This is a genomic window from Rhizobium sp. PAMB 3174, from assembly GCF_052908375.1.
The window spans coordinates 930,988-954,799 of record NZ_CM128608.1; the positions used below are offsets into that span (position 1 = coordinate 930,988).

Below are 23,812 nucleotides of genomic sequence, written 5' to 3' on the forward strand. Positions count from 1 at the left end.
AATGAGATTCACAGACTAGGGTAAGTCCCTCGGCGATGTCCATGCGCATTTTGCCGTAGACTATGGCGTTTGCGACGCCGGGTCAGAGGTCGCGGAAGTATCGTTCTATCGCCGCAAACGGTGCGGCCTGACCGGCAAAGGCGAAAGTTTCGCTGCCGCGCATTTCCTCGGCGGCACCGAGAAGCGAACCATAGGCAAGCCGCGCCAAAGCCGACCCGACACTGACGCGGCGGACACCGGCGTCGGAGAGCTCCGCCAGGCTGAAGCGTGTGCCCGGCATGCCCATGACGACATTGACCGGCCTTTGCAGTGAAGAGCAGACGGTCCTGATCGCATCGAGGTCGGGGAGACCGGGCGCATAAAGGACGTCTGCGCCCGCCGTCTCGAATGCCTGCAGCCTGCGGATCGTGTCGTCGAGATCGGGGCGGCCCCAGAGGAAATTCTCGCATCGTGCCGTCAGCACGAAATCCTGCGGCAGGCCGCGCACAGCTTCCGCCGCTGCGGCGATCCGCTCCACGGCGAGTGCAAAATCGTAGATGGGATTGGAAGCGTCGCCGGTATGGTCTTCGATGGAGCCACCCGCAAGCCCGATGCCGGCGGCCGAGACAAGGGTTGCCGCCACAGCCTCGGGATGGTCGCCGAAGCCTCGTTCGAGATCGGCCGAAACGGGCAGGGGCGTCGCCTCCACGATGGTCCTGCAATGGTCGAGTGTCTGTTCGCGGGAGGCCGTCCCTTCGGCGATGCCGAGCGAGAACGCCATTCCCGCGCTCGTGGTTGCAAGGGCCTCGAACCCCATGCCTGCGAGGATGCGGGCCGAGCCCCGATCCCAGGGATTGGGGATGATGAACGCGCGCTCCCTGTCATGCATAAGCCGAAATGCTGCGCCCTTGCTCTTATCCATCTTCCGTCCTCCCAGGTGCGGTCATCGACAATGCGATCCGTTGGTGAACGTAAAGGGAACAAAAGACGGATGTCAATCGCTGCCTGGAGAGCGCCCGTGATCGGGTGGTCATAACCTTTCCTTCACCCCGTGCTTCCCTTGCCTTTTTCCTCCATTGTTTTACGACTGGAGTCGCATTATGTCCGGGAAACTGAAATCAAGCATTGGGAGTTCGCGCATGCGCCTCGAAGACGAAGAAGACGACAAGAAGACCGCGGCGCCGCTTGGCAAGGACGCAGAAGCCAACCTGTTCAAGTCGCGCTCGATCTTCATTTACGGCGGCATCACGCAGGAGCTCGCCAACAAGGTCTGCGCCCAGCTGGTTGCGCTTGCCGCCGCCAGCGACGAAGACATCAAGATTTTCGTCAATTCGCCGGGCGGTCACGTGGAATCGGGCGATTCCATCCATGACATGATCAAGTTCATCAAGCCGAAGGTCTGGATGATCGGGACGGGCTGGGTGGCTTCCGCCGGCGCGCTGATCTATGTCGCCGCTCCGAAGGAGCGCCGCATATGCCTGCCGAACACCCGCTTCCTGCTGCACCAACCGTCCGGCGGCACGCGCGGCATGGCGTCCGACATCGAGATCCAGGCCCGCGAAATCATCAAGATGAACGAGCGCCTGAACAAGATCTTCTCCGAGGCGACCGGTCAGCCGGTCGAAAAGATCGCCAAGGATACAGATCGCGACTACTGGCTGTCGGCCAACGAAGCCCAGGCCTATGGCCTGGTGTCGAAGATCGTCACGTCGCAGGCCGAAATCGGCTGATCGCACACTAGCTGAATCAAGTCCTGGAAGGGCCTCGCAATGCGGGGCCCTTCTTGCATCTGCCCGCGCGACCGGAATTCAGGCCTTTTGACCGGTTGCTTGGGTCGCTCCGGGCGGATCGATGGTATAGGTTGTGGCCAATGATGTCGCGGCACCCTTGGCTTTTGCCAGGGGCGTGACGACCAGTTGGGGTACTGGGGACGCATGGGGACTGAAGACGACAGGGGCCATCTCAGTGACGGTCAGCGGGCGGAAATCGTCACGTCGCTCTATGATGCGGCGCTCGATCCGTCACTGCACTATGAGCGGCTGATCGACGTCTGGGACGAGAAGGTCGGCCCGATCCTGCGGCAGGGCGGGGAGAAGGGCGGCGAGTTCCGCGACTCGTTCCTCGAGGATCACGTCCAGCGGGCGGCGATGGTGCTCGATCGCACGCCGGCAGAGATCGTCGTCAACCCGCTGCATGCGCTCCTGAATTCGCTGCTTCCCTCGGCCGCGCTTGTCGTCGAGCCCGATGGGACGGTCCGCCAGGCGAATGCGGCGGCCATCGCCGTCTTCGGCGTGAAGACCGGCGACGATGCCGGCAAGCTGCCCTTCGCTGCCGCGGAAATCGAAGCCTATCTGAACGAGGTGCGAAGCATCGCCGGACAGGGCACCGGCAACCGGTATCTGCGCTGCCACCTCAACGATGGTGGCCGGGTGGTCGTCTTCCGCCTGAGCCCCATGGACCCGGCGCGGTATGGCGGACGGTTCGTGCTGGCGATCTCGACGGAGCTTGCCTGGCCGGAGGCGCTATCGGCGATGATCAAGGACGCCTTTCAACTGACCAGCGCAGAGGTGGACATTGTGCGCGGGCTGGTCGAGGGCCAGACGATCGGTGCGCTCGCAGCGTCGCGCGCACGTTCGGTGGAGACGATCCGCACGCAGGTCAAATCCATCCTCAACAAGACGCGGACCAAGAGCCAGTCGGAACTGCTGCGCGTCACACTGAACCTGATGGACATGATCGGTGACGGCGAGCGGACGGTCACGCGTGGCCTTGCGGGTGACGGTACGGAGGGGCAGCTCGAGCCCGTGCCGTTCCAGACGCTCTGGCGTCCGGACGGGCGCCGCGCGGATTACGTCGTGCTCGGCGATCCTGCGGGCCGGCCGATCATTTTCATGCCGATGAAGTATGGTCTCATCCGCTGGCCGGCCGTGGCCGAAGCCCTTGCCAAACGCAACGGCTATCGGGTGATCGTGCCGATCCGGCCGGGTTACGGCCACAGTTCGCCGGTGCCGAGGCGGGCCAGCCGGACGGAGATCGTCACGGATGACCTTTTGGCGTTGATGGATCACCTCGGCGTTGACGCGGCACCGGCAATCACCCTTGGGCCGGACAGTTTCTTCGCGTATTCCTTCGCCCGGCGGCATCCGGGGCGGCTGGCGGCGATCGTGATCTGCGGCGGTGGCTTCCCGACGCTCTCGCACATCCAGTTCGAGCGTATGAGCAAGTGGCATCGCTTCGTGCGCGCCAATGCGCGCTATGCGCCGAAAATCCTGCCGTTCATCATCAAGGCCGGGTTTTCCCTTGCAAGGCGAATCGGCAAGGCGGGCTTCGTGCGGCTCATCCACCAGAACTCGCCGAGCGATCTTGCGCTCTGCGACACGCCGGACCTCTTCGAGGCGCTGCTGACCGGCTCGGAGATCACCTTCTCCGACTGGCACAGCGCGCATGAGGCGTTCGCGGAGGAGGTGATACTGCAGCAGCAGGACTGGAGCGAACTGATGGCCGGCTGTGACCTGCCGCAGATCGCCTTCATCGGCCGCGAGGACCCGTCCGCGCCGCCGGAGACGCTGGCGGAGATCAAGAAGGCCTTTCCGAAGATCCATTATGTCGAGGACCAGCAGGCCGGGGAACTGATCTTCTTCAAGCGCTGGCGCGATGTGCTGGCGGAGACCGTGCTGCATCTGCCGTGATGATGGCTGGCGGTTGCGCTTGCCTTTCTTCGCGCCAGACACTATAAGCCGTGCCATGACGACAGAACGCGCACATATCATCAGCGAAGCCGGACGTGGCCGATTTGGCCGTCCGATCTTTTCGCGTGCGCTATCCTCGCTTCTTCTCCTCGGCCTTACTCGCGGTTGCCGGGTCCTTTGAGGGAGCGCCCGGCGGCCGATAAGCCCTGCCGGCAGAAGCTCTCCTCGAAAGCCGAATATCCTGATCAACTGAACGGCAGCACACGCCTTTTTCGTCGCCAAGAGAGCGACAATGCGCTATAGGCCGCGTGACCTGCCGGGAGCGAAGAGAGAAGCAAGATGAACGTGAACGCATCCCCCGCCAAGACCGATGCCCAGCCGGATACCGCCGGCAAGAAGGGTATGCCGTCCGCCAGCGAAAAGTACCGTCCTTATCCGCAGATCGCCATTCCGGACCGCACATGGCCGTCCAAGACGATCACCAAGGCGCCGATCTGGTGTTCGGTCGACTTGCGCGACGGCAACCAGTCGCTGGTCGACCCGATGGGGCACGACCGCAAGGCGCGCATGTTCAAGCTGCTGCTCGACATGGGCTTCAAGGAAATCGAGATCGGTTTCCCGTCGGCCTCGCAGACCGACTTCGATTTTGCCCGTTGGTGCGTCGAGCAAGGCGGCGTGCCGGCCGACGTGTCGCTGCAGGTGCTGGTACAGTGCCGGCCGGAACTGATCACCCGCACTTTCGAGGCGCTGGAAGGCGCGCATCGCCCGATCGTGCACTTCTACAACTCCACCAGTGAGCTGCAGCGCCGCGTGGTGTTCGGCAAGGACGTCGCCGGGATCAAGCAGATCGCCGTCGATGCGGCCAAGATGATCACCGACATGGCCGCCAAGGCCGGCGGCGGCTTCCGTTTCGAATATTCGCCGGAAAGCTTTACTGGCACGGAGCTGGAGGTGGCGCTGGAAATCTCCAACGCGGTCATCGACATCATCCAGCCGACGGCCGACAACAAGCTGATCCTGAACCTGCCTTCGACGGTCGAGATGGCGACACCGAACATCTATGCCGACCAGATCGAATGGATGTGCCGCAACATCAACAATCGCGAAAACGTCATCGTCTCGCTGCATCCGCATAACGACCGTGGCACCGGGATCGCTGCCACCGAACTGGGGCTGATGGCCGGCGCGGACCGTGTCGAGGGCACGCTGTTCGGCAATGGCGAACGCACCGGCAATGTCGACATCGTCACTCTGGCGCTGAACATGTTCACCCAGGGCGTCGATCCGGAGCTGGACTGCACCGACATCGAGCGCATCAAGGAAGTCTACGAATATTCGAACCAGATGACGATCCCGGAGCGGCATCCTTATGTCGGCGAGCTGGTCTATACGGCGTTCTCGGGCTCGCACCAGGATGCGATCAACAAGGGCATGAAGGCGATCAAGGTCGCCAACAAGCCCTTCTGGGAAGTGCCGTACCTGCCGATCGACCCGCAGGACGTCGGCCGCACCTACGAGGCGATCATCCGCATCAACTCGCAGTCGGGCAAGGGCGGTATCGCCTATATCCTGCAACAGGACTACGGCATCAACCTGCCGCGCAACCTGCAGGTCGAGTTCCGCGAGGACATCCAGCGGATCACCGACGAGGAAGGCAAGGAGCTTCCTTCGAAGCGGATCTACGAGCGCTTCATCGAGCGCTATGTCGACCAGCCGGACGCACGGCTGAAATTCGTCGATCACCATACCTATGCCGATACGGCAGTGAAGGGCCGGCGCGTGGTCGCCGCCGAAATCACCGACCGTGGAGAGACCAAGCGGATCGAAGGCCACGGCAACGGTCCGATCGACGGCTTCATCAATGCGCTCTCGGCCTATCTCGGCATCGAGATGACGGTCGAGGACTATTCCGAGCATTCGCTGCAGCACGGCTCGAACGCATCGGCGATCTGCTACATGGAAGTCTCCTATCCGGGCGGCAAGCTCTTCGGCGTCGGCGTCAACACCAACATCGTCGCCGCCTCCATGGAAGCGGTGGTCTCGGCAGCAAACCGGGTGCTGGCGCAGCGCTGACGCAATCGCGCCACCAGAGAGACGAGATAAGGGAAGGCCGCGCTGCCACAGCGTGGCCTTCTCCTATTCAAGGTGCTGCAAGACGAGCCTGGGTCCCGGGGAGCCATCGCCGGAACCCCGACAGCTCCTTGCAATAATACATTCCAATATCCATATGTTCTGCAGGACGCGGCCAGGCGATGCAGCATCGCTTGTCGGGCAAAGCCCGGATATGGCTGCCGGATGTGAATCCATTCCGGCCTATTGGCAGTCTTGCGAGTTTCAAAACCGTCGATGACGTGCTTTTATACAGGGCAGGGGATGGCAATTTGCGGCCAGTCTTGCCGGGCATGCATCGCGACGAACCGTCGCGGTGACGTGCAAGACTTGATATTGGCCGAGATTTGTATATTAATCGAGTGATTAAAAGAAGAAAGAAAAGGTTTGGCAGCTATGAAGAAGACACTCTCGGGGGCAATGGCCACGAGGCAGGCGCTCATCTCCACCTCTCTCAGTCTTTTTGGAGAGCATGGTTACGACGCCGTGTCGACGCGCCAAATCGCCGATCAGGCCGCGGCCAATATCGGCTCGATCGCCTATCACTTCGGCGGCAAGCCGGGGTTGAGGCTAGCCTGCACGGAATACGTGGTCTCGACGATCATCGAGCAGATGGGTGACTCCTTCAGCCAGCCGCTGTCTGCGGACATGACGCCGGACGAGGCAGGTCTTATGCTGGAAGACATTCTGGCAACGTTCGTCCGCACCTCCACCGAGCGTGCGGATGCGCTTGAGATCACCCGCTTCATCATGCGCGAGATGCTTCAGCCCGGCGAGGTTCTGGTCTACCTGGAGCGGGAGCTTACCGGTCCTCTGCATGAGCGGATGTGCCAGTTGCTTTCGATCGCCACCGGAGAGCGCGCCGACAGCTGCGCGATGCGGGCGCTCGTGTTCACCCTGATCGGCCAGACCATGCACTTCAAGAACTGTCAGGCCGTGGTCCTGCACCAGATGGGATGGTGCGAGTTCGGTCCCAAGCAGGCCCAGCTTGTCATCGACACGCTGAAGGACAATCTTCGGGCGATCATCGCCTATCACCGCGCCGGCAAGGCCACGTCCCCGCAGAAGCATCTGGAGCTTCTGGACCGCTGATTATGATATGACGCCGGGCCGTTCCGGCGTCAGAAATGCTTGCGCATGTCGAGCGCAATGCTCTCGCCGTCTTCCGTCAGCGCGTGGCGCTCCATCGACAGCTTCCAGTTGCCCGGCTTCCCGGAAATCGAGAACAGATTATAGGCTGCCGGCGGCTTCTTGCCGCCCGGGCCCTGCGACGCGGAGGCGATGCCGACGACGGGAATGTCGCCCCTCATCGTCTTGATCCAGTTGATCGTGTTGAGATGCGTGTGACCGTGCAGGACGAGTTCCGCGCCGCCGAGAGAGACCGCCGCCCTGAAGCGGCGTATGCCGAACATGCGCTTGTGGCTGGCGGCCGCGCCGCGGATCGGCGGGTGGTGGATCATCACGACGCGGAAAAGGCCTTCCTCGCCTGCCTGTTTCAACAGCCTTGCCGTCTCGCGCGCCTGTCCGGGCCCGAAATAGCCGGTGGCGGAGAATGGCGGAGTGGCGATGGATGTCGAGCAGCCGATAAGGGCGACCGGGCCGCGCCGCCGGATATAGGGGAAGGGCTGGTCCGGCTCGACGCCGGAAATCGATCCGTCGTCACCGGTGAGGTAAGGCCTCCAGGCGGTGATGGCCTTCTTGACCGAGCCGCGCACGTAGGCGTCGTGATTTCCCGGCACGACGGAGACTTCTTTCGGGTCACCGACCGTATCCAGCCACCGCGCGACCGCCCGGACTTCGAAACCGGTGCCGAGATTGACCAGATCGCCGGTTATTGCCAGATGGTCGGGACCCTGCCGTTCGATGTCTTCCAGGATCATGTCGAGGGCGTTGGTGAAGAGGTGCTTGCGCCGGTTCCTGTGCCAGTTGATGAAACCGGTGATGCGTTTGGAAAACAGTTCGCCTATCGTCAGCCGGGGCAGGGGACCAAGATGGACGTCGGAAATATGGGCAAGCTTGAACATGGCAAGAGGCATAAGCATGCATGGCGCATCGGGCAAGTAAAATGAACCCGGAAAGGAAGCCCGGCATGCGGCGGATCGGCGAGAAGGTCCTTTTACGACTGTTCCACGGCTATTATTTCCTGGCGCGTGGCATGACGCTCGGTGTCAGGGGCGCGTGCTTCGACGAGGACGGCCGGATCTTTCTGGTGCGCCATACCTATGTGCGCGGCTGGCACCTGCCGGGTGGCGGTGTGGAGCGAGGAGAGACGGCACATGCGGCGCTGAAGAAGGAACTCGAAGAGGAGGGGAACCTCGAAATGCTCGAAGCTCCTCAGCTGGTGCAGGCCTATTTCAACACCGTGACGACACGGCGCGACCACGTCCTGCTCTACCGGGTACGGGTGCGGCAGACCGCGCCACGGCGGCCGGACCGCGAAATCGCCGAAGCTGGCTTCTTTCCGCTGGATGCATTGCCGGACGGCGTAACGCCGGCAACCCGCCGGCGTCTCGCCGAGCTAGCCGGCGAAGCCATTCCCGCCGACCACTGGTGAGCCCGTAGGGCCTCAGCCTTTACTGAGAGACGCCCGCTCATGCGGAGCGTCGAGATCGAGCACCGGGCCGACGGGCACGACGCCGGTCGGGTTGATCATCGTGTGGCTGCGATAATAGTGCTGCTTGATGTGGTCGAAGTTGACCGTCTCCTTGACGCCCGGCGTCTGGTAGAGATCGCGCAGATAACCCGAGAGGTGCGGATAATCGACGATCCGCCGGATGTTGCACTTGAAGTGGCCGACATAGACCGCGTCGAAGCGCACCAGCGTGGTGAAGAGCCGCCAGTCCGCCTCCGTCAGCCGGTTTCCGACAAGGTAGCGGCTGTCCGCCAGCTTCTGTTCCAGGAAATCGAGCGTTTCGAACAGCTTCTCGACATTTTCCTCATAGGCTTCCTGGGTGGTTGCGAAGCCGGCCTTGTAGACGCCGTTGTTGACGGTGTCGTAGACGCGGTCGTTGATCGCGTCGATCTCGTCCCTCAACTCCTCCGGATAATAGTCGTCCTCGTTGCCTGTCAGGTCGTTGAAGGCGGAGTTGAACATGCGGATGATCTCGGCGGATTCGTTCGAGACGATCGTTTCCTTCTGCTTGTCCCACAGGACCGGCACTGTGACGCGGCCGGAATAGTGCGGATCGGCCTTTGTGTAGACCTGCCAGAGCTTGGAGGAGCCGTGGAGATGATCTTCCGTCGCGCCGTCATGGCCGCCGAACTCCCAGCCGTTGCTCAGCATTAGCGGATTGACGACCGAAAGGCCGATCAGGTTCTCAAGACCCTTGAGCTTGCGGAAGATCAGCGTGCGATGCGCCCAGGGACAGGCATAGGAGACGTAGAGGTGATAGCGACCGGCCTCCGCCTTGAAGCCCGCCTCACCGGAAGGGCCTGCCTCGCCGGTGGCGGTCACGTAGTTGCGAAAGCTCGATGCGGAGCGCTTGAAGTGCCCCTTGGTTTCCTTGGTGTCGTACCAGACGTCGTGCCAGGTGCCGTCGATCAGCTTGCCCATATCCGATGTCTCCCCGTTTGATGTTCGTTTCTTTGATGTCTGGTCTATACTTAGAGACCGCGACGGGAAGATCGAGACAAAAAAGGTGAACAATGCGTTTTGTGTTGGACGCCATGAAAATTTCCTGATATCCGCCTTTCACCTCAATTCGGGACACATGTGACGATGACTGCCATACGGAACCTGCGACGACGCCGATGACCTTCCCGCGCTTCACCTGGCGCGTCCGAACCGCTCATTCGTTTGTCTTTCCGGTTTCCGTATCCACATGAAAAAGCACGATCTCGTCTACCTCACCGAGGATGCGTCGCATGACGACGTCATCGAACTCATCAACGAAGAAGCCTTCGGCCCCGGCCGGTTCACCCGCGCTGCTGCCCGCATCCGCGAGCAGGGGCCGCATGCACGTTCGCTTTCCTATGTCTGCGAGGACAATGGCGAGGTGATCGCATCCGTGCGGATGACGCCAGTCAACGCCGGCATGGTCAAGGGCCACTTGCTCGGGCCGCTTGCAGTCCGCCCGTCTCACAAGAATATCGGCATCGGCCGCGAACTGGTACGAATTGCCGTCGCCGCCGCCAGAAGAGCCGGTTCGGAAGCCGTCATTCTCGTCGGCGATCCGCCCTATTACGGACCGCTGGGGTTCGAGAAGGTCGCCTATGGCGCGCTCGAGTTTCCCGGTCCGGTCGATCCAGGCCGTGTGTTGGTCGTGCCGATCGCCGCCGATACGCATGAGCGGCTGCACGGCGTGATCGGCTGGCGCGGCGACGTCCGGCAGGCCTTGGCAGTCTGATTCAGGCTTTTGCGCCAAGCAGTTTGAAATGTCAGGCATTCTTCGATACGGGCATTTCGGCGGACGCTTCGCGCTCTGAGTCAGCTGGCTCGTCCAAGTGTATGGCGAGGAATCGCTTTTCGTCTCCGGGTGCTCAAAATCGGGCGGTGGGGTTATGCTCGCGAAAAGCCTTGACGGTGATGAGCCTTTCGAAGGCGCAAAGGGAGCAGAGTTTTCTACCATCTCGCCTAATCTCTGCTGCGAGGAAAGGGACATCCGCAACAGACGTTTCTGCCAATGGTGATTGACGGCCAGGGCCGGCATTCGATGTTGCAGGTGGACATGTCCCCAAGACTTTGCCACTAACCCTCACCGCTGCGGCGCAAGCCGCTTCGGACAGGACAGAAGACCAACGACGCCGTTTTTGCGGGGGAACCATGAAGACCTTTATTCTCACCGTTTCGTGCCGGTCGACGCGCGGGATTGTCGCTGCGCTAGCGACCTATCTCGCCGACAAGGGCTGCAACATCACCGATTCATCGCAGTTCGACGATCTGGACACCGGCAACTTCTTCACCCGGGTCACCTTCCTCTCCGAAGAGGGCGCGACGCTCGAGGCCCTGAAGGCCGGTTTTCCGCCGATCGCCGACAAGTTCGACATGGAATGGGAAATCTATGACGCCGAAAGCCGCATGAAGGTGCTGCTGATGGTGTCGCGCTTCGGCCACTGCCTCAACGACCTTCTCTATCGCTGGAAGATCGGCGCGCTGAACATCGACATCGTCGGTGTCGTCTCCAACCATTTCGATTACCAGAAGGTCGTCGTCAATCACGACATTCCCTTCCACCACATCAAGGTGACGAAGGAGAACAAGCCGGAAGCGGAAGCCCGGATCATGGACCTTGCCGAGCAGTCGGGAACGGAACTGATCGTGCTCGCCCGCTACATGCAGGTGTTGTCGGACGACATGTGCCGGAAGATGTCCGGCAAGATCATCAACATCCACCATTCCTTCCTGCCGTCCTTCAAGGGGGCGAACCCCTATAAGCAGGCCTACCAGCGCGGCGTGAAGCTGATCGGTGCGACGGCGCATTACGTGACCTCGGATCTCGACGAAGGTCCGATCATCGAGCAGGACGTCGCCCGCATCACCCATGCGCAGTCGGCAGACGACTATGTCTCGATCGGCCGCGACGTCGAAGCACAGGTCCTGGCGCGCGCCATCCATGCGCACATCCAGCGCCGTACCTTCATCAACGGCAACCGCACGGTCGTCTTCCCGGCCAGCCCCGGCGCCTACAAGTCTGAACGGATGGGGTGAGGCGCGGTCGGGCATAGCCCGATGAAACGCTCCGGTGGAGCGTTTCAAGCGCCGAACGCCCTGAGCCACGCGAAGGGCCGGGTATCGGCCTTTTCATACTGTTATTGATTGAGCCCCTCGGACATTCCCGAGGGGTTTCTTATTTCTGGCGCCACATCAGAACCGCTTGGCCATCCAGGTGATGGAGAAGCCCGGCGGGTAGTCGGCAAGCGTGCCGATGACCTCGTAGCCCTGCCGCTGGTAGGCGCGTCGGGCGTCGGGGTTGGCCGTGTCGATATAGGCACCGACGCAGCCGCGGGCTTTCGCCTCGGTCTCGGCGGCCTCAAGCAGGCGGCCGGCCAGGCGCTTTCCGCGCATGCCTTCCGGAATGAACAGCATTTCCACATGCAGGAAGCCGCGGCCGGTATAGCCGGTCAACCCGCCGATGACGGTGCCGGCCTCATTGCGGATCGGCACGTACAGTCCACGTCGGTCGCTCGGTGCGCCGAACAGCACGTCGTTGTGGGCCTTCAACTCTGCAAGGATTTTCTCTTCCGCACCGTCGTCCAGCGTGTCGGTCACTTCAAGGTGATGCGTCACGGTCTCAGCGTCCTTCGCGCCACCACATGGCGGAGAAGGCGAGCAGCAGCGCGCCGAGCCCGGCAAAGCCCGCAAACAGCGGATAGGTGTTGATGCCCTTCAGGACGCTTTCGTCGGTCAGATGCACCACCATGCGCTGCCTGTCGGCCGAGCGGATGGTGCCGGAAAGCGGAAGTACTGCCGGCACGTCCACGCTGCCGCCGTCCTTTTCGACACGCGTCATCAGCCCCTTGCTCGCCTCGACGACCGGTGCCAGCACCTGTTCGGTCGACACCATGGCCTTGAATTCCGGTGCATCCGGCGCGCCGACATGGGCGAGCGTCGAGAGATCGCCATTGGCAATCTGGAACAGGCCCGTCTCGTCGGTTTTTACTTCGGCGGTATAAAGCCCCGGCTTCGTCTGGCTGAGCGTCACGCTTTCGCTCTTGCCGGAGGGATAGCGGACGGTCGCCGGCCCCGGATCGTCGCCGATGGTCTGGCGGGTGATTTCCAACGTCCGGCCGCTGCTCTTGGCCGTCAGGGCTTCCTCTTCCAGCGCCGGTTCCTTCATCAGCCAGTGGGCGATGCGCCGATAGAGGGCGACATGTGGGCCGCCGCCCTCGAAGCCGCGTGCCCAGAGCCAGCCCTGGTCGGAGAGCAGCATGGCGACGCGGCCTTCGCCGACGCGGTTGAGCACGAGGAGAGGGTGGTTGTCGTCGCCGACCATCACCGTCTCGCCCTTCGGCTGTTCGACATCGACGCTGCGGAACCAGCGGCCCCAGTGCGGCGGTTCCTGGTCGGAGCCTTCGAGCCCCCGGGTGACGGGGTGCTTCTTGCCCTCGTCGGACAGGCGCGGATAGAAGGCCTTCTCGTCGATGCGGCCGGTCGGTTCGGCGGGCAGTACCGTTTCGAGCGGGGTCAGCGCGATCGAATTGTCGCCGGCATGTTCCGGTCCGGCGGCGATCAAGAGCGCGCCGCCGTTCTGCACGTACTGGGCGATGTAGTCGTAATAGAGGATCGGCAGCACGCCGCGATGCTGGTAGCGGTCGAAGATGATCAGGTCGAAATCCTCGATCTTCTCGACGAAGAGTTCGCGGGTCGGAAAGGCGATCAACGACAGCTGGTTGATCGGCGTGCCGTCCTGCTTTTCCGGCGGCCTCAGGATGGTGAAGTGCACCAGGTCGACGGATGCGTCCGACTTCAGAAGATTGCGCCAGGCGCGCTCGCCGGCATGCGGTTCGCCGGAGACCAGCAGCACGCGCAGGTTCTCGCGGATGCCCTCGATCTCGTGGATCGCCTTGTTGTTGGCGGTGGTCACTTCACCGTCAAGCGCTCCGACGTCGAACTCGAGAATGTTGTTGCCGCCGCGCGGCACCTTGAAGGAGAAGGGCGTGTCCTGTCCGGGCCTTGCGCTCAAGGTGGCGATTTCCTCGCCGTTCATGCGCACCGTGACCTCGGCGGCGGAGGAGGGAGCCTTGCCGTCGTCGATGACGCGGAAAGTCAGCTCCTGCTCCTTGTTGACGAGGCCGAAGCGTGGTGCCTTGACGATCTCTATGCGGCGGTCGAACTCGTCGGCCTTGCCGGTGATCAGGCCGTGAACCGGCGCGTTGAAGCCGATCTGGTCGGCCGATTTCGGAAGGTCGTGGATCTGGCCGTCGGTGATGAAGATCGCCGCACCGATGCGGGACGGCGGGACGTCGGCGACGGCCGCCTGCAGGGCGGAGAAGAGCTTTGTGGCGGGCGCCTCGGCATCGGCGTCGTCGCGGGCCTCGACGATGCGCGGTTCCAGTCGCGGAAAGCGCGACAGTCTTTGCTCGACCTCAGCCAGTGCCTCGTCGGTCGCCTTGATGCGCTCCGGCGTCATCTGGCTCTGCGAGCGGTCGACGACCACCGGCACGACGGTCGACAGCTGCTCGCGGTCCTCCTGCAGGAGTTCCGGATTGGTGAGCGCCGCCAGAAGAAGCAGAAGCGCGCCGGCGCGAAGCCATGTGCCGCGCACCGAGCGCCAGATGCCAAGTGCCAGCAGGACCGCTGCGGCAAAGGCCAGAACGGCGATGACGGGCCAGGGCAGGAATGGCGAAAAGGCAACCGTCATTACTGGCCCAACCTTTCAAGCAGCGCCGGGATATGGACCTGGTCGGCCTTGTAGTTGCCGGTCAGCATGTACATCATGATGTTGACGCCGACGCGGTAGGCGTATTCGCGCTGGGTTTCGTCATTGGGCACCGTCGGCAGCAGTGGCTCGCCGCGATCGTTGACGGCCCAGGCGCCGGCGAAATCATTGCCGGTAATCAGGATCGGCGAGACGCCGTCGCCCGACGACGAGGATTTGAGGTTCGCCTTGTCGGGATCCTGCCGCGCTTCGACCCATAGCGGGCCGCCGGCATAGCGGCCGGGGAAGTTCGACAACAGATAGAACGCCTTGGTCAGCACATGATCGGCCGGCACCGGCTCGAGCGGCGGAATGTCGAGATTGGCGAGGATCATCTGCAGGCGTTCGCCATTGGCGGAGACGGAATCGTCGCCGAGCCCGCTGATGTGGTCGCGCGTATCGAACAGGACCGTGCCGCCATTGCGCATATAGGCATCGATGCGGCTGATCGCGGCAGGGCTCGGCATCGGCGCGGAGGCGGAAACGGGCCAGTAGATCATCGGGTAGAAGGCAAGCTCGTCCTGCGAGATATCGACACCGATTGGCTCGCCGGGCTCCAGGGCAGTGCGGTAGGTCATGAACTCGGTGAGACCCTTCAGCCCTGCCTCGGAAATGTCGTCTGTCTGCTTTTCGCCGGTGACGACATAGGCGAGGTGGGTCGTGTCGAGGCTCTTCATCAGGATGTCGTCGCCGGGCTTGCTGTCGTCGGCGCGGGCTTGTGGCGGCACGGCGAAGGCAATCGCTGCGGCAAAGATGAGGACGGCGGCGGCGCTGCCGGCGACCCGCGTCGCCTTCGGCAGGCGGGCAAAGGCGCCGTTGATGAAGAGCACGATCAGGCTGTCGAGCGCCAACAAAAGGAAGGCGAGGATGAAGAGCGGCGGCTTCAGCGACAGCGCCTCGTTGCCGATCAGCTTGCTGCGCGTGACGGGCACGGGGATGCCGGAAAGGTCGAGCGGCTTCAGGACATCGTCCTTTGCAAGCAGATTGAGCGCGGTGAAGCCGTCTTCGGATCCGTAAAGGCCGGGTGGATTGTCGAAGCTCGTCCGCAGACCACCCTTGGCGGCGACGTCGAGCGGCTTGGCCGAGCCGGTGTCGCTCGTCAACGCGCCGGTGGCGGTCAGCAATCTGTAGGGCGGCAGGAGGCTCGCGATCGAATTGGCGGTGGTTTCCGCCGTCGCGCCGCCCGAGCGGGACAGTTGCACAACACGGCGCAGCATTTCCACGAATTCGCCCGAGATCGGCAGGTTCGACCATGTCGCCTCGGCGCTCACATGGAAGAGAACGATGTTGCCGGCGCCGGCCGGTTTGGCGGTCACGAGCGGCGTGCCGTCGGCAAGGCTTGCCCAGGTGCGGGCTGCAAGATCCGGGCTCGGTTCGGCCAGCACCTGCCGTTTGACGAGAATGTCCTTCGGCGTCGGCAGGCCGGCAAAGGGGCCGTCTGGCGGGAAATTGGCAAGCGGCTGCGGCTCGGCCCAGGAGAGCGCGCCGCCGAGCGAACGTTCGCCCTGGCGCAGCGTGACCGGGACAAGCGGATCGTTGGCGGGGGCGGCCGCCAGTCTCGGCCCGGCAAAGCGGATCAGCATGCCGCCGTTCGCCAGCCAGCGCTCGAGCGGCGCATAGGTTTCCGCCGGCAGGCGGCCGACATCGGCCATGATAATGACCGAGGGCTTCTGTTCGAGGAGATTGGGGATGGCGACCGACATGTCGGCATTGTCCGGCGCGATCAGGTCGGCATAGGGCTCCAGCGCCCGGCGTATGTAGTAGAGCGGCGAGAGCAGCGGCTGGAACTCGTTGGCCGCCTCGCCGGAAATCAGCGCCACGCGCCGGCGCTTGAAGCCGTCATCCAGAAGATAGGCCGCGCCGGCGGTGTCCATGTTGCGGATCGCGATCCGGGCGAAGTCGTTGCGCATTTCGAAGGGGGCGTCGATCCGGGCGCTCGCGGTCGCCGCGCCGGCGGCAAAGTCGAGGTCGCCGGTCGCGATCGGCCGGCCCTGCGCATCCTGCGCCACCAGAAGGTGGCGGGCAGGCGAGGCAGTGTCGAGGCGGGTGGCGGTGACCGTCATGCTGCTGGCATCGTTGGACGCCGAGGTGAGCGCCACCGCGCGGCTGTTGTCGCCCTCGATCAGATCGAGCGATTGCGGCTTGAGGTCTGCGAGCATCTGCATCGCCTTGCGGTCGCCGGCCTCGTCGATGCCGTCGGAAATGAAGGCGAGCGTGCCGGGCGTCTGACCCTGCAGTTCGGCGCGCAAGGCTTCGATGGCCTTGGCGCGGTCGGCCTTCAGGGGGCGCGGCTTGGCGGCGGCGAGCTTTTCCAGCGCGGCGCGGGCCGTTCCGGGCGTCGCGTCATGCGTTTGGTCGGCGGTGAAGACGATCGCCACCGGCTTCTCACCGTCGGCCGCGTCGTCGATGATCGATTTTGCCGTTTCGACCCGCTTGTCCCAGTCGGCGGCCGAGGCCCAGCTATTGTCGACGACCAACGCCAGCGGCCCGTCGCCCGCGACCGTGTTGACCTGCGGATTGTAGACCGGACCGGCAATGGCGAGAATGACGGCGGCCGCCATGATCATGCGCAGAAGGGTCAGCCACCACGGACTCTTGGCCGGCGTTTCCTCGCGTTTGAGAACGCCGGCTAGAATGCGCAGCGGCGGAAAGACTTCGGTCCTCGGCGATGGCGGCGTCAGGCGCAGCAGCCACCAGATCAGCGGCAGCGCGATCAGCGCGCCGAGCGCCAGCGGAAAGGTGAAGGCAAAGGGCAGCCCCATCATCGCCGGCCTCCATTGCTGGCCTTGGCCGGCATGCCGGAGAGATACATGTGGACGGCGACGAGCGCCTCGGAGGCGAGGTGATCGGTGCGGTGGCTGATGAAATTCCAGCCGAGATGACGCAGGGTTTCGCCGAGTGCTGCGCGCCGCGCGAGATAGGCGTTGCGGTAATCCTCGCGGACGGTCTCGGCGCGGCCGGAAATCAGCTTGTCACCGGTTTCCGGATCGACGAACTCCGTGCGCCCGGCATAGGGGAAATCCTCCTCCGCCGGATCGGCGATCTCGACCACATGGCCGCGCAGGCCGCGCTTGGCGAGCGGACCCAGCCGGTCAAGAATGGCCTCCGGCGTGTCGAGAAAATCGCCGATCAGCACCAGATCGCTCAGCGAGCGGATCATGCCGGTATCGGGCAGGCCGCCGTCGACCTCGGTGTGCATCAGGGCGGTCGCCAGCCGTTCGGCGGCGTTGCGGGCGGAAACGGGTTCCATGACGCCCGGACAGCCGATGCGTTCGCCGGAACGCGCGAGGATTTCGGCAAGCGCCAGCATCAGCACCATCGCCCGGCTTTCCTTCGAGACCGGCGCCATGCTGGACTTGTACATCATCGACGGCGAAAGATCGGCCCAGAGCCAGACGGTGTGGGCGGCTTCCCATTCGCGATCGCGGACATAGACATGATCGTCTCTCGCCGAGCGGCGCCAATCGATGCGCGACAGGCTTTCGCCCTCGGTGAAGGGACGGAACTGCCAGAAATTCTCGCCGATGCCGCGCTTGCGGCGGCCGTGCCAGCCGGCAATCACCGTATTTGCGATGCGCTTGGCCTCGACCATGCAGTCAGGGATGAGCGCCGCGCGTTGGCGGGCGCGCGCCAGTGTTTCCGTTGCCGGTGTCGGGATGACCTTCTGGCCTATTGCCGCCAAATTCGCCGGCCTCCTATAACCTTGTTCAACCCTTGGCCTTCCGCACCAGATCAGCGATGACGTCGCGCACGCTCATGCCTTCGGCACGTGCGGCGAAGGTCAGCGCCATGCGGTGCTGCAGGATCGGCTCGGCAAGCGCGTAGACGTCGTCCAGCGACGGCGCCAGCCGGCCTTCGTAGAGCGCGCGGGCACGGGCGCAGAGCATCATCGCCTGGCCGGCGCGCGGACCCGGGCCCCAGGCGACATGCTTGTCGGTCGTCGCGTTGCCCTGACCCGGACGAGCCGAGCGGACCAGATCGAGAATGGCGTCGACGACGCTGTCGGGAACCGGCATCTGGCGGATGAGCTTCTGGATGAACTGCAGCCGTTCGGCGTCGATCACGCTTTCCGCCTTGCCTTCGGACACGCCGGTGGTCTCCATCAGGATCTGCCGTTCGGCGGCCAGCTCCGGATAGTTGACGTCGACCTGCAGCAGGAAGCGGTCGAGCTGGGCTTCCGGCAGCGGATAGGTGCCTTCCTGCTCCAGCGGGTTCTGGGTCGCGAGCACATGGAAGGGCGACGGCAGGTCGTAGCGCTGGCCGGTCATGGTGATGTGGTACTCCTGCATGGACTGCAGAAGCGCCGACTGGGTGCGCGGCGAGGCACGGTTGATTTCGTCGGCCATCAGGAGCTGGGCGAAGACCGGTCCCTTGACGAAGCGGAAGGAGCGGCGGCCAGTCTCGTCCTGGTCCATCACTTCTGAGCCGAGGATATCCGACGGCATGAGGTCGGGTGTGAACTGGATGCGGTTGGCCGAAAGGCCGAGAACGGTGCCGAGCGTGGTGACCAACTTCGTCTTGGCAAGACCGGGAACGCCGACCAGCAGCGCATGGCCGCCGGAGAGGACGGCGAGAAGCGTGTTCTCGACGACGCTTTCCTGGCCGAAGATGACCTTGCCCACCTCGGCCTTGACGGTGGCGATGTCGGCGAGCGCCCGTTCGGCGAGCTCGACGATGGCCTTTTCGTCGAGTGTCGTTTCGGAAGCGGACATCAGGCTCATGGGGCATCTCCATTGGCAGGGTGTGGGCGAAATTGGGCTGCCGAATCGCGGTGTTGTGCGCTGCACTTCAACTCATCATAGCTTATTTCCATTGTGGTGGCTGACAAGCTGGGTGCAAATGACTATCTCGTGAAGGGAATGGTAAATGGACAATCGGGACTGAATGATGGCGGCCAATGAGATGAAAGCGCAGGCGGATGCGGCCGGACTGGCGGCACTCGTGCAGCGCGCCGCATCCGAGACCGGCGCCAAGGGCGGCGGCCTGCCGCCGGTGGAGCGCTGGAATCCGCCCTTTTGCGGCGATATCGACATGGAAATCCGGGCCGACGGCACCTGGTTCTACATGGGGACGCCGATTGGCCGGAAGCCGCTGGTCAGGCTCTTCTCGACCGTCCTGCGCCGGGACAAAGACGGCAAGACCTATCTCGTCACGCCTGTGGAAAAGGTCGGCATCCGGGTCGAGGACGCACCCTTCCTGGCCGTCGAGATGCATGTCGGAGAGAAGGACGGCGCGCCGCTGCTGACCTTCCGGACGAATGTCGGCGATGTGGTCGAGGTCGGACCGGAGCATCCGCTGCGCTTCGCGATTGCCGGCGAGGACAAGCAGCTGAAGCCCTATATCCTCGTTCGTGGCCGGCTGGAGGCGCTTGTCACACGGGCTCTGATGTACGACCTCGTGGCGCTCGGCGAGAGCGAGACGGTCGATGGCGTCGAGATGTTCTCGGTTAGCTCCGGTGGCACGGTTTTCCCGATCATGCCGGCGGCGGAACTGGATGCCCTGTCGCAATGAGTGCTGATTTCCCTTTTTCGGCCGCGGAGTTTCGCCGCAGGGCTCTGCATCAGGTCGGCGCGCCGATCGAGCACGCGGTCCTCGATCATGGCGATCATTCCCTGAACGTCGATCTGGTGCGGGCGATCGACACGCCGAAGCTGCGCGATGCCGCCGTTCTGGTGCCGGTCGTCGACGATGGTCCAGACGCCACGGTCATCTTCACCAAGCGGACGGAGAAGCTTCGCAAGCATTCCGGTCAGGTGGCCTTTCCCGGCGGGTCGGTCGATGCCGAGGACGGCAGCCCGGAGCGGGCGGCGATCCGCGAGGCCGAGGAGGAGATCGGGCTCGACCCGTCCTTCGTAGAGCCGGTCGCCCGGATGCCGCAATATCTTGCGGCGACCGGTTTCCGCATCACCCCGGTGCTCGCCGTCGTCAGGCCCGGTTTCAAGTTCACGCTGAACCCGCACGAGGTCGATGACGTGTTCGAGGTGCCGCTGTCCTTTCTGATGCAGCCGGAAAACCACCGGCGCGACAGCGGCATGCTCGGCGGCGCGGTGCGGCACTTCTACCGCATACCCTATGGCGAGCGGATGATATGGGGCGTGACGGCGGGCATCGTCCGCACCATTTATGAAAGGCTTTACGCATGAAGACTGTCGCCGACGAAGCGTGGTTCAAGGAACCGGCGCTGCGAGCGGTCCTGGTACTCCTGAACGCCGATGGCGGGGAGGCGCGGGTCGCCGGTGGCGCGGTGCGCAACGCGCTGATGGGCATTCCCGTCGGCGATATCGACATCGCCACGACGCTTCTTCCGCAGGAAGTCATGCGTCGGGCGACCGAGGCCGGGATCAAGGCGGTGCCAACCGGCATCGATCATGGCACGGTCACGCTGGTGAAGGACCATACGCCGTTTGAAGTCACCACGCTGCGCAAGGACGTCCAGACCTTCGGGCGCCACGCGGAAGTGGCGTTCGGGGCGGACTGGCAGGTCGATGCCGAGCGCCGTGACCTGACGATCAACGCACTCTATGCCGATGCCGACGGCAACATCATCGATCTCGTCGACGGCATGCCGGACATCGAAACGCGCAACGTGCGCTTCATCGGGGATGCCGGCGAGCGGATTGCCGAGGATTACCTGCGCATTCTCCGCTTCTTCCGCTTCTTTGCGCTGTACGGCAGCGGTCGTCCAGATGCGGCGGGACTGCGTGCTTCTGCGGCGGCGCGCTCGAAGCTTGTGACGCTTTCGGCGGAGCGCATTTGGTCGGAAACGAAGAAGCTGCTCGGCGCACCGGATCCGGGTAGGGCGCTTCTCTGGATGCGCCAGACGGGTGTCCTGACCGAAATCCTGCCGGAGACGGAAAAGTGGGGCATCGACACCATACCGGCGCTTGTCGAGGCCGGCGCGGCACTCGGCTGGAAGCCCGATCCCATGCTGCGGCTGATGGCCATGCTGCCGCCGGATGGCGAGCGTCTGGCCGCATTGGCCAAGCGCCTGCGGCTTTCGAACGCCGAGGCTGCCGAGCTTGCCGCGTTTGCGGGCGCTCCCCCGATTGCGGACGATATCAGCGACCGTGCCTTCGACCGTCTGCTGTACCGGTCGGGGCCTGAAGGCATTATCGCCCGGCTGCGCATCGATCTCGCCAATGCGCGGGCGAAGGCCGGCGCGGACATGTTGGCGATGGCGAAGGTGGGGCGGTTGTCGCTTTTGCTGGAGCGGGCGGAACGCTGGAAGAAGCCGGTCTTTCCGCTGTCGGGCGCAGACATGCTGGCTGCAGGCATGCAGCCGGGTCCGAAGGTCGGCGATGTCCTGAAGGGATTGGAAGAAGAATGGGTGAAGTCGAATTTCGTGATGGACCGGGCGAGCCTGCTCGCCCGGCTGGATGATTTCCGCTGACGGCGGCCGAGTGCCTTTCGAGGCCTAGGCCGCCTTGTCTTCCTTGCGGATACGGGCCTTGATGTTTTCGACCATGGTTTCCCGGATCACCGTTTCGCCATGCGCGGTGCGCATGTGCTCGACGGCGCGGCGAACCACTTCGGCGTCCTCGTCCGCCCGGGTATGCCAGTCGCAACCCGGAACGAGTGTTCCACATTCGAATACTTTCATCAGGTTCTCCTTTCTGTCATCGGCCACCTCTTGAGTGATGATGGCCGGTTACACCCGGAGACCGGAAATCTCAGTCCGGCATTGCCCAGGCGTTGAAGCATGCGGGCGACTTGTACTGCCCGTCATGCGTGACCCTGCCTTCGATCGCTTCCTGATGTCCGGTCGCGATTTCGGGATGGCCGCCGAGCTTCAGCGTCGCCTGCTCGACAAAATAGGAATGAGGCAATTTCAGATCGCTTGCCGCGCGCAAGTCTTCGGCAAGGCGTTCTATCTCGATCTTCAGCGTACGCGTCTTACGGGGGGACTCTGTTGCGACATCGATGACCGGTTTGCGGTCGGTCTTTGCATCTGCCATTTCGAACTCCTCCTTCAAAAAGCGAGCTACAATCCCTCCAACGATTGCTCTGGGTCTGAAGGTACCATCTTTTTGCGCGAATGCTAAATTAAAAAGCGGGCAAGGCATTGCCCGTGGAGCACGGTCGCCGGACCTATTCGGTGGCATCATTCCGCAGTTTTTCAAGAAAAACAGACGCTTGATCGCGGGCAGCCTTACGGTCCTCAGGGGCCATTTTGTGCCAGGTCGCGTAGATCTGTCGCATGCGCGGATTAGAGCCCAAGCGCTTTTCATGCCGGGCGATGAAATCCCAGTAAAGGTAATTGAAGGGGCAGGCATTTTCGCCGGTCCGCGCCTTCACATCGAAGGCGCAATCATCGCAGTAGTTGGACATGCGGTTGATGTAGGCGCCGCTCGCCGCATAGGGCTTCGATCCGAGCAGCCCGCCGTCGGCATACTGGCTCATGCCGAGCGTGTTCGGCAGTTCCACCCATTCGAAGGCGTCGATGTAGACGGCGAGATACCATTCGTGGACCGCGTGTGGGTCGATGCCGGCCAGAAGAGCGAAGGTGCCTGTCACCATCAGCCGCTGAATGTGATGGGCATAGGCCTCGTCGCGGGTCTGGCCGATCGCCTGGCGCAGGCAGTTCATGTCGGTCTCGCCGCTCCAGTAGAACCAGGGTAGGGGCGCATGCGCCGACAGGGCATTCCTGTCGCGGTAGTCCGGCATTTTCAGCCAGTAGATGCCCCGGACATATTCGCGCCAGCCGATGATCTGGCGAATAAAGCCCTCGGCGGCGTTCAAGGGCGCCTTGTTCTTGCGACAGGCCTCCTCGACTGCGCGGCAGACTTCCAAAGGGTCGAGCAGCCCCAGATTGATGTAGGGCGAAATCAGGCCATGATAGAGAAAGGGCCGACCGCTCAGCATGGCGTCCTGATAGGTTCCGAAATTGGCGAGCGACGTTTTCAGGAAGTCGTCGAAGGCGCGCTCCGCGTCCTTGGCAGTCACCGCCCAGCCGAAATTCTCCAGCGCGCCGAAATTGTCGGGAAACGCCTTCTCGACGAGAGCGATCACCTCGCGCGTGATGTCGTCCGGCTCGAAGCGCAGGCGTTTTGGCAGGAACAGGTCTTCCTTGGCCGGCTTGCGGTTGTCATGGTCGAAGTTCCACTTGCCGCCCTCCGGCTTGTCGCCGTCCATCAGGAGACCGGTGTCGCGGCGCATTTCCCGATAGAAATGCTCCATGCGGAATTCCTTGCGCCCCTCCGCCCAGTCCGCAAACTTGGCCTTCGAACAGAGAAAGCGTTCGTCGGGCCGGCAGTCGACGTCGATATCAAGGTCGTCCGCCCAGCTATCGATCATCTCCTGGACGCGCCATTCGCCTGCCTCGGTGACGACGACCTTGCCCGGCTTGTGGCGCTTGACGGCGCGGGCGAGCTCCTCGGAAAAACTGTGGGTGTTCTCAGGGTCGATGAGGTTCACATAATCGACGGTCCAGCCCTCTGCCTCAAGCTCGCTTGCGAAATGGCGCATCGCCGAAAGGATCAGCACCAGCTTCTGCTTGTGGTGGCCGACATAGCTTGTCTCGTCGCGCAACTCGCACATCAGCACGACGTCGCGATCCTTGTCGGCCGCCCAGAGGCTGCTGATCTGGCGCGTAAGCTGGTCGCCGAGGATCAGGATGAGGGAAGGGCGGTCGGCCATGGGCTCGAATTCGTCTTTCGTCAGGAGAGGCGGCGCATGTGC

21 protein-coding genes are annotated in these 23,812 nt (G+C 63.3%); 10 read left to right on the forward strand and 11 right to left on the reverse strand.

Features of this window, described 5'->3' with window-relative positions; genetic code table 11:
• Positions 1-82 precede the first annotated feature (82 nt).
• Positions 83-901 (reverse strand): isocitrate lyase/PEP mutase family protein, encoded by an 819-nt coding sequence (locus ACU5AY_RS04390; protein WP_446828157.1) that lies wholly within the window; start codon positions 899-901, stop codon positions 83-85.
• Positions 902-1,118: 217 nt separating this feature from the next.
• Between ACU5AY_RS04390 and ACU5AY_RS04395 the strand changes: the two genes are divergently transcribed.
• The 4 genes from ACU5AY_RS04395 (at position 1,119) to ACU5AY_RS04410 (ending at position 6,869) form a co-directional block, all read left to right on the forward strand.
• Entirely contained in the window at positions 1,119-1,709 is a 591-nt protein-coding gene (locus tag ACU5AY_RS04395) for an ATP-dependent Clp protease proteolytic subunit (protein ID WP_446823568.1), read from the forward strand.
• A gap of 204 nt (positions 1,710-1,913) precedes the next feature.
• Positions 1,914-3,668, forward strand: coding sequence for an alpha/beta fold hydrolase (locus ACU5AY_RS04400; RefSeq protein ID WP_446828158.1), 1,755 nt, complete (start codon positions 1,914-1,916; stop codon positions 3,666-3,668).
• 339 nt (positions 3,669-4,007) lie between these two features.
• Positions 4,008-5,741, forward strand: a complete 1,734-nt coding sequence (leuA, locus tag ACU5AY_RS04405) for a 2-isopropylmalate synthase (RefSeq protein ID WP_446828159.1) — start codon at positions 4,008-4,010, stop codon at positions 5,739-5,741.
• A gap of 432 nt (positions 5,742-6,173) precedes the next feature.
• Entirely contained in the window at positions 6,174-6,869 is a 696-nt protein-coding gene (locus ACU5AY_RS04410; RefSeq protein WP_446823571.1) for a CerR family C-terminal domain-containing protein, read from the forward strand.
• 29 nt (positions 6,870-6,898) lie between these two features.
• Here ACU5AY_RS04410 and ACU5AY_RS04415 read toward each other — a convergent pair whose 3' ends face one another.
• Entirely contained in the window at positions 6,899-7,801 is a 903-nt protein-coding gene (locus ACU5AY_RS04415; RefSeq protein ID WP_446828939.1) for a metallophosphoesterase family protein, read from the reverse strand.
• Between the two features lie 41 nt (positions 7,802-7,842).
• Between ACU5AY_RS04415 and ACU5AY_RS04420 the strand changes: the two genes are divergently transcribed.
• Complete coding sequence (locus ACU5AY_RS04420; protein WP_446828160.1) at positions 7,843-8,331, forward strand: NUDIX domain-containing protein; 489 nt, start codon at positions 7,843-7,845, stop codon at positions 8,329-8,331.
• Positions 8,332-8,343: 12 nt separating this feature from the next.
• On the opposite strand, the gene ACU5AY_RS04425 is transcribed toward ACU5AY_RS04420, so the two are convergent.
• On the reverse strand, positions 8,344-9,330 hold the full coding sequence (locus tag ACU5AY_RS04425) for a glutathione S-transferase family protein (RefSeq protein ID WP_446828161.1): 987 nt from the start codon (positions 9,328-9,330) through the stop codon (positions 8,344-8,346).
• A 268-nt stretch (positions 9,331-9,598) separates the two neighbouring features.
• Between ACU5AY_RS04425 and ACU5AY_RS04430 the strand changes: the two genes are divergently transcribed.
• Together ACU5AY_RS04430 and purU are read left to right on the forward strand one after the other, a co-directional pair.
• Positions 9,599-10,123, forward strand: coding sequence for a GNAT family N-acetyltransferase (locus ACU5AY_RS04430; protein ID WP_446828162.1), 525 nt, complete (start codon positions 9,599-9,601; stop codon positions 10,121-10,123).
• A gap of 416 nt (positions 10,124-10,539) precedes the next feature.
• The gene (purU, locus tag ACU5AY_RS04435; protein WP_446823575.1) at positions 10,540-11,424 is read left to right on the forward strand and encodes a formyltetrahydrofolate deformylase; all 885 of its coding nucleotides are present in this window, start codon (positions 10,540-10,542) and stop codon (positions 11,422-11,424) included.
• A 156-nt stretch (positions 11,425-11,580) separates the two neighbouring features.
• On the opposite strand, the gene ACU5AY_RS04440 is transcribed toward purU, so the two are convergent.
• From ACU5AY_RS04440 to ACU5AY_RS04460, 5 genes are read right to left on the reverse strand one after another with little or no spacing between them, the layout of a single operon-like run.
• Positions 11,581-12,003 (reverse strand): GNAT family N-acetyltransferase, encoded by a 423-nt coding sequence (locus ACU5AY_RS04440; RefSeq protein ID WP_446828163.1) that lies wholly within the window; start codon positions 12,001-12,003, stop codon positions 11,581-11,583.
• 4 nt (positions 12,004-12,007) lie between these two features.
• Positions 12,008-14,077, reverse strand: coding sequence for a hypothetical protein (locus tag ACU5AY_RS04445; RefSeq protein WP_446828164.1), 2,070 nt, complete (start codon positions 14,075-14,077; stop codon positions 12,008-12,010).
• Positions 14,077-16,899 (reverse strand): DUF4159 domain-containing protein, encoded by a 2,823-nt coding sequence (locus tag ACU5AY_RS04450; RefSeq protein WP_446828165.1) that lies wholly within the window; start codon positions 16,897-16,899, stop codon positions 14,077-14,079. The genes ACU5AY_RS04445 and ACU5AY_RS04450 overlap by 1 nt, the downstream gene beginning before the upstream one ends.
• Positions 16,896-17,816, reverse strand: a complete 921-nt coding sequence (locus ACU5AY_RS04455) for a DUF58 domain-containing protein (RefSeq protein ID WP_446828166.1) — start codon at positions 17,814-17,816, stop codon at positions 16,896-16,898. The genes ACU5AY_RS04450 and ACU5AY_RS04455 overlap by 4 nt, the downstream gene beginning before the upstream one ends.
• 25 nt (positions 17,817-17,841) lie before the next feature.
• Positions 17,842-18,846 carry an AAA family ATPase gene (locus ACU5AY_RS04460; protein ID WP_446826037.1) on the reverse strand — a complete coding sequence of 335 codons (1,005 nt, stop codon included), beginning with the start codon at positions 18,844-18,846 and terminating at the stop codon, positions 17,842-17,844.
• 175 nt (positions 18,847-19,021) lie between these two features.
• Here ACU5AY_RS04460 and ACU5AY_RS04465 point away from each other — a divergent pair, with 175 nt between their 5' ends.
• The 3 genes from ACU5AY_RS04465 to ACU5AY_RS04475 are packed head-to-tail and all read left to right on the forward strand — an operon-like array spanning position 19,022 to position 21,524.
• Positions 19,022-19,645, forward strand: a complete 624-nt coding sequence (locus tag ACU5AY_RS04465) for a DUF1285 domain-containing protein (protein WP_446828940.1) — start codon at positions 19,022-19,024, stop codon at positions 19,643-19,645.
• Positions 19,642-20,277, forward strand: a complete 636-nt coding sequence (locus ACU5AY_RS04470; protein ID WP_446823580.1) for a CoA pyrophosphatase — start codon at positions 19,642-19,644, stop codon at positions 20,275-20,277. The genes ACU5AY_RS04465 and ACU5AY_RS04470 overlap by 4 nt, the downstream gene beginning before the upstream one ends.
• Positions 20,274-21,524, forward strand: a complete 1,251-nt coding sequence (locus ACU5AY_RS04475; RefSeq protein WP_446828167.1) for a CCA tRNA nucleotidyltransferase — start codon at positions 20,274-20,276, stop codon at positions 21,522-21,524. The genes ACU5AY_RS04470 and ACU5AY_RS04475 overlap by 4 nt, the downstream gene beginning before the upstream one ends.
• 24 nt (positions 21,525-21,548) lie before the next feature.
• On the opposite strand, the gene ACU5AY_RS04480 is transcribed toward ACU5AY_RS04475, so the two are convergent.
• The 3 genes from ACU5AY_RS04480 to ACU5AY_RS04490 all read right to left on the reverse strand — a co-directional run bounded on the left by ACU5AY_RS04480 (position 21,549) and on the right by ACU5AY_RS04490 (position 23,770).
• Positions 21,549-21,734 (reverse strand): DUF1059 domain-containing protein, encoded by a 186-nt coding sequence (locus ACU5AY_RS04480; protein WP_446823582.1) that lies wholly within the window; start codon positions 21,732-21,734, stop codon positions 21,549-21,551.
• A 70-nt stretch (positions 21,735-21,804) separates the two neighbouring features.
• Complete coding sequence (locus ACU5AY_RS04485; RefSeq protein ID WP_446823583.1) at positions 21,805-22,089, reverse strand: hypothetical protein; 285 nt, start codon at positions 22,087-22,089, stop codon at positions 21,805-21,807.
• Between the two features lie 133 nt (positions 22,090-22,222).
• Entirely contained in the window at positions 22,223-23,770 is a 1,548-nt protein-coding gene (locus tag ACU5AY_RS04490) for a cryptochrome/photolyase family protein (RefSeq protein WP_446828168.1), read from the reverse strand.
• Positions 23,771-23,812 lie beyond the last annotated feature (42 nt).

What these genes read in the sequence shown, in the direction of transcription:
- ACU5AY_RS04415 (WP_446828939.1), bottom strand. Translation starts at nt 7,801, where the DNA reads ATGTTCAAGCTTGCCCATATTTCCGACGTCCATCTTGGTCCCCTGCCC.
- ACU5AY_RS04400 (WP_446828158.1), top strand. Translation starts at nt 1,914, where the DNA reads ATGGGGACTGAAGACGACAGGGGCCATCTCAGTGACGGTCAGCGGGCG.
- purU (WP_446823575.1), top strand. Translation starts at nt 10,540, where the DNA reads ATGAAGACCTTTATTCTCACCGTTTCGTGCCGGTCGACGCGCGGGATT.
- ACU5AY_RS04465 (WP_446828940.1), top strand. Translation starts at nt 19,022, where the DNA reads ATGGCGGCCAATGAGATGAAAGCGCAGGCGGATGCGGCCGGACTGGCG.
- ACU5AY_RS04445 (WP_446828164.1), bottom strand. Translation starts at nt 14,077, where the DNA reads ATGACGGTTGCCTTTTCGCCATTCCTGCCCTGGCCCGTCATCGCCGTT.
- ACU5AY_RS04485 (WP_446823583.1), bottom strand. Translation starts at nt 22,089, where the DNA reads ATGGCAGATGCAAAGACCGACCGCAAACCGGTCATCGATGTCGCAACA.
- ACU5AY_RS04430 (WP_446828162.1), top strand. Translation starts at nt 9,599, where the DNA reads ATGAAAAAGCACGATCTCGTCTACCTCACCGAGGATGCGTCGCATGAC.
- ACU5AY_RS04460 (WP_446826037.1), bottom strand. Translation starts at nt 18,846, where the DNA reads ATGTCCGCTTCCGAAACGACACTCGACGAAAAGGCCATCGTCGAGCTC.
- ACU5AY_RS04450 (WP_446828165.1), bottom strand. Translation starts at nt 16,899, where the DNA reads ATGATGGGGCTGCCCTTTGCCTTCACCTTTCCGCTGGCGCTCGGCGCG.
- leuA (WP_446828159.1), top strand. Translation starts at nt 4,008, where the DNA reads ATGAACGTGAACGCATCCCCCGCCAAGACCGATGCCCAGCCGGATACC.
- ACU5AY_RS04425 (WP_446828161.1), bottom strand. Translation starts at nt 9,330, where the DNA reads ATGGGCAAGCTGATCGACGGCACCTGGCACGACGTCTGGTACGACACC.
- ACU5AY_RS04420 (WP_446828160.1), top strand. Translation starts at nt 7,843, where the DNA reads ATGAACCCGGAAAGGAAGCCCGGCATGCGGCGGATCGGCGAGAAGGTC.
- ACU5AY_RS04470 (WP_446823580.1), top strand. Translation starts at nt 19,642, where the DNA reads ATGAGTGCTGATTTCCCTTTTTCGGCCGCGGAGTTTCGCCGCAGGGCT.
- ACU5AY_RS04480 (WP_446823582.1), bottom strand. Translation starts at nt 21,734, where the DNA reads ATGAAAGTATTCGAATGTGGAACACTCGTTCCGGGTTGCGACTGGCAT.
- ACU5AY_RS04395 (WP_446823568.1), top strand. Translation starts at nt 1,119, where the DNA reads ATGCGCCTCGAAGACGAAGAAGACGACAAGAAGACCGCGGCGCCGCTT.
- ACU5AY_RS04410 (WP_446823571.1), top strand. Translation starts at nt 6,174, where the DNA reads ATGAAGAAGACACTCTCGGGGGCAATGGCCACGAGGCAGGCGCTCATC.
- ACU5AY_RS04390 (WP_446828157.1), bottom strand. Translation starts at nt 901, where the DNA reads ATGGATAAGAGCAAGGGCGCAGCATTTCGGCTTATGCATGACAGGGAG.
- ACU5AY_RS04490 (WP_446828168.1), bottom strand. Translation starts at nt 23,770, where the DNA reads ATGGCCGACCGCCCTTCCCTCATCCTGATCCTCGGCGACCAGCTTACG.
- ACU5AY_RS04475 (WP_446828167.1), top strand. Translation starts at nt 20,274, where the DNA reads ATGAAGACTGTCGCCGACGAAGCGTGGTTCAAGGAACCGGCGCTGCGA.